General features: G+C 73.3%; 6 protein-coding genes. 5 read left to right on the plus strand and 1 reads right to left on the minus strand.

Translation table 11 applies throughout. The features are described from left to right. Positions 1 to 362 precede the first annotated feature (362 nt). The 5 genes from J1M40_RS08650 (at position 363) to J1M40_RS08670 (ending at position 5,782) form a co-directional block, all read left to right on the plus strand. A complete protein-coding gene (locus tag J1M40_RS08650; RefSeq protein ID WP_041103493.1) occupies positions 363 to 1,643 on the plus strand; it encodes a Glu/Leu/Phe/Val dehydrogenase in 1,281 nt (426 codons plus the stop codon). 296 nt (positions 1,644 to 1,939) lie between these two features. Next, complete coding sequence (locus J1M40_RS08655; RefSeq protein ID WP_041103494.1) at positions 1,940 to 2,491, plus strand: YceI family protein; 552 nt, start codon at positions 1,940 to 1,942, stop codon at positions 2,489 to 2,491. A 72-nt stretch (positions 2,492 to 2,563) separates the two neighbouring features. Then, positions 2,564 to 3,289: a dienelactone hydrolase family protein gene (locus tag J1M40_RS08660; protein ID WP_206450710.1), complete on the plus strand. Its 726-nt coding sequence runs from the start codon at positions 2,564 to 2,566 to the stop codon at positions 3,287 to 3,289. A gap of 83 nt (positions 3,290 to 3,372) precedes the next feature. Further along, on the plus strand, positions 3,373 to 4,278 hold the full coding sequence (locus tag J1M40_RS08665) for a hypothetical protein (RefSeq protein WP_041103495.1): 906 nt from the start codon (positions 3,373 to 3,375) through the stop codon (positions 4,276 to 4,278). Positions 4,279 to 4,330: 52 nt separating this feature from the next. After that, the gene (locus J1M40_RS08670) at positions 4,331 to 5,782 is read left to right on the plus strand and encodes an aspartate aminotransferase family protein (protein ID WP_241252185.1); all 1,452 of its coding nucleotides are present in this window, start codon (positions 4,331 to 4,333) and stop codon (positions 5,780 to 5,782) included. A gap of 102 nt (positions 5,783 to 5,884) precedes the next feature. Here the strand turns inward: J1M40_RS08670 and J1M40_RS08675 are convergent. Continuing rightward, positions 5,885 to 7,213 (minus strand): uracil-xanthine permease family protein (locus tag J1M40_RS08675; protein WP_241252186.1); only part of this gene is annotated, 1,329 nt, incomplete at its 5' end.

Raw genomic sequence — 7,213 nt, forward strand, 5'->3', positions numbered from 1 at the left:
GGGCAGGGTCACGGTCATGAGGGGCTCCTTCACGGGGCTGGGGCGTCGGGCCGACGTCGCGGGCGGGGTGCCTCGCGCGGCGGACGGCCGGGGGCCGGACCAGGTGGGCCCTGAGCGAGCGGCGTCGGTTCGACGCCGAAGGGCGCCGCGGGTGTGCGGCGCGTCCACAGCACAGTACACGCCGCTGTGTCCGGCGTCACCCGGGCGGTCGCGGATCTCGGCTCAGCGGGGGTGACGGGTGACCGGGGAGCGCGTAGCGTTCATCGGGGTCCGGACGACGTCGGCCGCGCAATGGGGCGCGGCACTCCGCGCGTCGGTCGGGCCGCGACACATCCCTTCCCACCGGACCACGAGGACGCTCAATGACGAGGATCCCCGCCGAGGACGAGGCCGTGACGGCCCCGTCCTCCCCGCTCGACAACGCCCTGGCCCAGCTCTCCGCCGCCGTGAAGACGCTCGGCTACGACGAGGGCCTGCACCAGATGCTCGCCGCCCCCCGCCGCGAGATGGCCGTCTCCATCCCCCTGCGCCGCGACGACGGCTCCACCGAGGTGCTCCGCGGCTACCGCGTGCAGCACAACTTCTCCCGCGGCCCGGCCAAGGGCGGCGTGCGCTTCAGCCTGGACGTGGACCTGGACGAGGTCCGCGCACTGGCCATGTGGATGACCTGGAAGTGCGCCCTGCTGGACGTGCCCTACGGCGGCGCCAAGGGCGGGGTGACCATCGACCCGCGCCAGTACTCGAAGGCCGAGCTCGAGCGCGTCACCCGCCGCTACACCTCCGAGATCCAGCCGATCATCGGCCCCGAGGTGGACATCCCCGCCCCGGACGTGGGCACGGACGAGCAGACCATGGCCTGGATGATGGACACCTACTCGGTGAACGTCGGCCACACCACGCTCGGCGTGGTCACCGGCAAGCCCGTCGCGCTCGGCGGCTCGCTGGGCCGCGCCTCCGCCACCTCGGCGGGCGTGGTCCACGTGGCGCTCGCCGCGCTCGAGCACCTCGGCATCGAGCCGTCGCAGGCGACGGCGGCGGTCCAGGGCTTCGGCAAGGTCGGCGCCGGCACGGTCGAGCTGCTCGAGGCGGCCGGCGTGAAGGTCGTGGCCGTGTCCGACCAGTACGGCGCCGTGCGCGACGACGAGGGCCTGCACTACGACGCCCTGCAGAAGCAGCTCTGGGACACCGGCTCCGTGAAGGACACCCCCGGCACCGAGCCCATGGACGCGGACGAACTGCTCGAGATGGACGTGGACCTCGTGGTCCCGGCCGCCGTGCAGTCCGTGCTGACCGAGGAGAACGCCCCGCGCGTGCGCGCCCGGCTGGTCGTGGAGGGCGCCAACGGCCCCACCACGGGCGAGGCCGACCGCATCCTCTCCGAGAAGGGCGTCCTGGTCGTCCCGGACATCCTGGCCAACGCCGGCGGCGTGATCGTCTCCTACTTCGAGTGGGTCCAGGCGAACCAGGCCTACTGGTGGAGCCGCGAGGAGGTGGACGAGCGCCTGAAGCAGCGCATGGTCGCCGCGTGGCAGGCCGTGCTGGCCACCTCCGAGAGCCGCCGCGTGAGCCTGCGCGAGGCCGCCACCCTGACCGCCGTGCAGCGCGTGGCCGAGGCCCACCGCACCCGCGGCCTCTACCCGTGACGGGGGGCGGCCCCGCCGCCTGACCCCGTCCGGCCGCCCGAGCGCGGCCCCGCCGCCTGACCCCGCGCCGACGGCCCGGAACCCCCGGAGGTTCCGGGCCGTCGGCGTGGGTGGGCTCGGCCTGATGTGCCCCCACGGCCCGTGACGTCCGTCTCTATTTCGAATTTTGACGATCAGGCGTGGACAACCCGCCCGGATGATGTTTGAATTTGAAACAAGTTCGGAGGCCGAGGCGCCGCCCGCCGTGGCGGCCCACCCCGGACACACCAGACAGACCCGCTGAAAAGGAGCACCCCATGCGCGCCATCACCCCCGGCACCTGGAACCTGGACGCCGCGCACTCGGACGTCGACTTCGTCGTCCGCCACGCCGGCATCTCCAAGGTCCGCGGCACCTTCCACGCCGTGGAGGGCCAGCTCGTCATCGCCGAGGAGTTCACCCAGTCCTCCGTCGAGGTGACCGTCGACGTCGCCTCCATCAGCACCAAGAACGAGGGTCGCGACGCCCACCTGCGCTCCGCCGACTTCTTCGACGTGGAGCAGTTCCCCACCATGACCTTCCGCTCCACCGAGGTCCGCGGCGAGCCCGAGGAGTTCACCCTGGTCGGCGAGCTGACGCTGCACGGCGTCACCCGGACCGTGGAGCTCGAGGCCGAGTTCGGCGGCCAGGACAAGGATCCCTTCGGCGCGACCCGCGTGGGCTTCGAGGCCACCGGCGAGATCTCCCGCAAGGACTTCGGTCTGACCTGGAACGCCGCCACCGAGGCCGGCGGCGTCCTGGTCTCGGACAAGGTGAAGCTCGAGATCGGCGCCGCCTTCGTGCTGTCCGAGGCCGACGCCCAGGCCTGAGCCTGAGTCGACCTCGCGCGTCGAGACCGGGTCCCTCGATGAGGGGCCCGGTCTCCTCATAGGGTGGGGCCCATGATGGCTTCGAAGACCCCGCACCAGAACGTCACGTTCGACCTGCCCACGAAGGACGCCGGCCAGGACGGCGACCGGACGGGCCACGGCTACCTCGCGCTGCCCGCCTCCGGGAAGGGCCCCGGCGTGATCGTGATCCAGGAGTGGTGGGGCCTGGTGGACCACATCAAGGACGTGTGCGACCGCCTCGCCGACCTCGGCTTCGTCGCGCTCGCCCCCGACCTCTACGGCGGCTGGATCGCGCACGACGGCGACGAGGCCGGCGAGATGATGCAGAACCTGCCCGCCGAGGAGGGCGCCCGCCAGCTGGCCGGCGCCGTCGACTGGCTGCTCGCCCGGGACGAGGTGACCTCGCAGACCGTGGGCGCGATCGGCTTCTGCATGGGCGGCGGCTTCGTGCTCGCCCTCGCGGCCCAGCAGGGGGACAAGGTCTCCGCCGCCGTGCCGTTCTACGGCGTGGGCCAGGGCGTGCCCGGCGACTTCTCCGGCGTCACCGCCGCCGTCCAGGGCCACTACGCCGAACAGGACGACTCCTTCCCCGTCGAGGACGCGCGGGAGCAGGAGCAGCAGATCCGTGAGGAGTCCGGGGCCGACGTCGAGTACTTCTACTACGACGCCCCGCACGCCTTCCACAACGACGAGAACCCCCAGGGCAACCACCGGCCCGAGGCCGCGGCCCTCGCCTGGGATCGCGCGGTCTCCTTCCTGAAGGAGAAGGTCCGCTGAGCGGCTCCCGTGGCGGCCGGGGCGGGAAGTCCCGCGCGAGCAGGGGCGGCCCCGCCCGATCCACCCGCTCCGGCGGGCGTGGCGTGGCCAAGGGCGTGAAGCCCGCGGGCCGTGCCGGGGGTGAGGGCCGGCGTCGTCCCGCGCCCGCGCCGCCGGCCGACCTGCCCGTCCCGCCCGAGACCCTCTTCCTGGCCACCATCCCCGGGGCCACGCCGTCCACGTGGGTGGAGCGGTTCACCACGCGCCAGCGCACGGTGCAGCTCGTCAACCACGACGACGCGGCCCAGCTGGCCCACCTCGCCCACGACGACGCCGGTCAGCCCCGCCACTTCCTGCCGCAGCTGGGCTACGTGCGGCGCCGACGCGACGTGTCCGCCGAGGAGTTCCTGCGCGCCGGCGGCGTCGACCCGCGGCACGTGCACCTCGTGGGCGTGTACTCCGAGCTGCCGGTGGTGTGCGTGGGCAGGGACCACCTGCTCGCCGCGTGGGACGTGGACGCGGACGGCCCGGTGCCGCCCGCCGAGCTCGACCCGGACGAGGAGCTGGATCCCGCCCGCTTCGCCCCGGTCCCCAGCGCGGAGCCGATGGACGCCGCCGAGCTGCCCGGCGCGGGCGAGCGGATGGCCCTGGAGATCGCCGCGTCCGGCGCCGGCCACGTCGTGCTGCCGATGTCCGTGGTCCGCATGTTCGGCCGCAAGGACGTGATCGTGCTGCCGCTGGCCTCCACCCTCGACGACACGGTGGGCCTGTCCCGCGCCGACCGCGAGGCCGCCGCCACGCGGTCCGCGCTCGCGGACGAGCAGGCGCGGTCCGAGGCGGAGGCGGGCGCCGCCGTCGTCGACGGGGCGGATCCCGCGGGCCACGGCGGCGACGACGCCCGCCACCCCGGCTGGGACGTCGCCCTGGCCTGGCTCAAGGCGGCCGACTCGGAGCTCGTGCAGGCGTTCGTGGGGGTGGCGCGCGGGCGGCGGGGCGCCAGCTCGCGCTGAGGGCGGGCGCGCCTATGCTCGGAATGAGCCGCATCACACTCAAGGAGGGCGCATGTCCGAGCATCAGCAGCACGTCGGCCGCCGGGACCCCCGGATCAGCGACGAGGCCATCGAGCGCGGCCGCCGCGCCCACGAGCTCGACCGCGCGCACGTGTTCCACTCGTGGAGCGCGCAGCGCGACCTCACACCCATGACCATCCTCGACGCCGAGGGGTCGTGGGTGTGGGACGGCGAGGGTCGGCCCATGGTCGACTTCAGCGGGCAGCTCGTCTTCACGAACGTCGGCCACCGCCACCCGAAGATCGTGGCCGCGATCCGGGAGCAGGCCGAGACGCTCGCCACCGTGGCCCCGCAGCACGTCAACGACGCCCGGTCCGAGGCGGCCCGGCTGATCACGGAGCGGCTGCCGGAGTCCATCAACCACGTGTTCTTCACGAACGCGGGCGCGGAGGCCAACGAGCACGCGGTGCGGATGGCACGCCTGCACACGGGCCGGCACAAGGTGCTCTCCGCGTACCTCTCGTACCACGGCGCCACGCGCCTGACGGCGAACCTGACCGGCTCCCTGCGGCGCGTGGGCTCGGACTCGGCGTCCGACGGCGTCGTGCACTTCCAGCCCGCGTACACGTACCGCTCCGCGTTCGGCTCGGAGAGCGACGAGCAGGAGGCCGAGCGCGCGCTGGCCCACCTGCGCGACGTGATCGAGCTCGAGGGCCCCTCCACCGTGGCCGCCGTGATCCTCGAGGCCGTCCCCGGCACCGCGGGCATCTTCCTGCCGCCGCCCGGCTACATGGCCGGCGTCAAGGAGCTGTGCCGTGAGCACGGGATCCTGCTGATCATCGACGAGGTCATGGTCGGCTTCGGCCGCGTGGGCGAGTGGTTCGGCCACCAGCTGACGGGCGTCACCCCGGACATCGTCACGTTCGCCAAGGGGGTCAACTCCGGGTATGTGCCGTTGGGCGGCGTCGCCATGAGCGACGACGTCTACGAGAGCTTCGCGACCACGCCCTACCCCGGCGGCCTGACCTACTCGGGCCACCCCCTCGCGTGCGCGGCCGCCGTCGCCGCGATCACCGCGATGGAGGAGGAGGGCATGGTCGCCCACGCGAAGCGCATCGGCGAGGAGGTCATCGGGCCGCGCCTGGCCGAGATCGCCGCGGCCCACCCGAGCGTGGGCGACGTGCGCGGCGCCGGCGCGTTCTGGGCCGTCGAGCTGGTGAAGGACCGGCAGACCCGGGAGCGGCTGGCCCCGCTCGGTCAGGTCGCGCCCGTGATGGGGCGGATGATGGCCGAGGCCAAGGACCGCGGGCTGCTGCTGTTCATGGCCGAGAACCGGTTCCACCTGTGCCCGCCGCTGAACATCTCGGACGAGGACCTGCGCTTCGGCCTCGACGTGCTCGACCAGGTCCTCGCCCGAGATGTTCAGCGGCGGGCACAGGTGGAACCGGTTCTCGGCCATGAACAGCAGCAGCCCAGTCCGCCCACCCCGCGTTTTCGAACGTGAAAGGGGGGTTCTCAGCGCTTTCGGTCGTGAGATTGGCCCTATCTCACGACCGAAAGTGCGCGTGGCGCGGGGATGCGCGAGGCGGGGCGCCCGGGGCCGGGGTCAGCCGAGCCGGCCGGCCTCCGAGGCCTCGAACTCCTCCTCGTCCTCGGGCACCGGCTCGGTGCCGCGGGCGCGGGCGATCGCCGTCATGAGGTGGTACACCACCAGGGCGGCGACCGTGCCGAGCGTGATGCCGCCGAACACGAGCCCGCCGACCACGAGCTGGGGGTCGGCGATCGCGATGATCAGGCCCGCACCCGCCGTCATGAGGTTCACGGTGTTGGAGAAGTCCACGCGGTTCTGCACCCAGATGCGCACGCCCATCATGCCGATCATCCCGTAGAGGATGATGCCCGCGCCGCCGGCCACCCCGGCCGGGATGGTGGCGACGGCGGCCCCGAACTTCGGCAGGAACGCGAGGGCGATCGCGGTCAGGCCGGCCACCCAGTACGCCGCCGTCGAGTAGACGCGCGAGCTGGCCATCACGCCGATGTTCTCCGCATACGTGGTGGTGCCGACGCCGCCGCCCGCGCCGGAGAGCATGGTGGACAGGCCGTCCGCGATCAGGGCACGGCCGGTGAGCGGGTCCAGGTCGCGCTTGGTCATCAGCCCGACGGTCCTGACATGGCCGATGTTCTCCGCGACCAGCACGAGCACGACGGGCAGGAACAGGGGCAGCAGGTCCCAGCGCAGCTCCGGGCCGTGGAAGGGCGGCAGCCCGATCCAGGCGGCCTCCCCGACGGCGGCGAAGTCCACCTGGCCCTGCGCGAGGGCCAGCACGTAGCCCACCACGATGCCCACGAGGATGGACAGGCGGCCCAGGAGCCCCCGGAACGTCACGGCCGTGAGCACCACCGCCAGGGCCGTGCCGAACGTGGTGACCGGCACCTCCTGCATGGCCGTCGTCGTGGCGCCGGCGAGGTTGAGGCCGATCAGGGCCACGATCGTGCCCATCACCGCCGGCGGCATGAGCGCGTGGATCCACCCGGTGCCGGCGCGGTGCACGATCGCGCCGATCACCGTGAGCAGCAGGCCCGTCACCAGGATGCCGCCGAGCGCGGCCCCCGTGCCGCCGATCGCGGCGGCGGCCGTCAGGGGTGCGATGAACGCGAACGAGCTGCCCAGGTACGAGGGCAGGCGGTTGCCCGTGATGACCAGGAAGAGCAGGGTGCCCAGGCCGGAGAAGAGCAGCGCCGTCGTCGCGGGCATGCCGGTCAGGGCGGGCACGAGCACGGTGGCGCCGAACATGGCCATCACGTGCTGCACGCCGATGCCCACGGTCCGGGGCCAGCTCAGCCGCTCGTCCGGGGCGACGACGGTGCCCGGGGTGATGGTGCGGCCGTCGCCGTGGAGGCGCCAGCCGGGGCCGCGCGAGGGCCGGGTGGGGGT

Source organism: Micrococcus sp. KRD026 (assembly GCF_017168445.1).
Classification (GTDB): Bacteria; Actinomycetota; Actinomycetes; order Actinomycetales; family Micrococcaceae; genus Micrococcus; species Micrococcus luteus.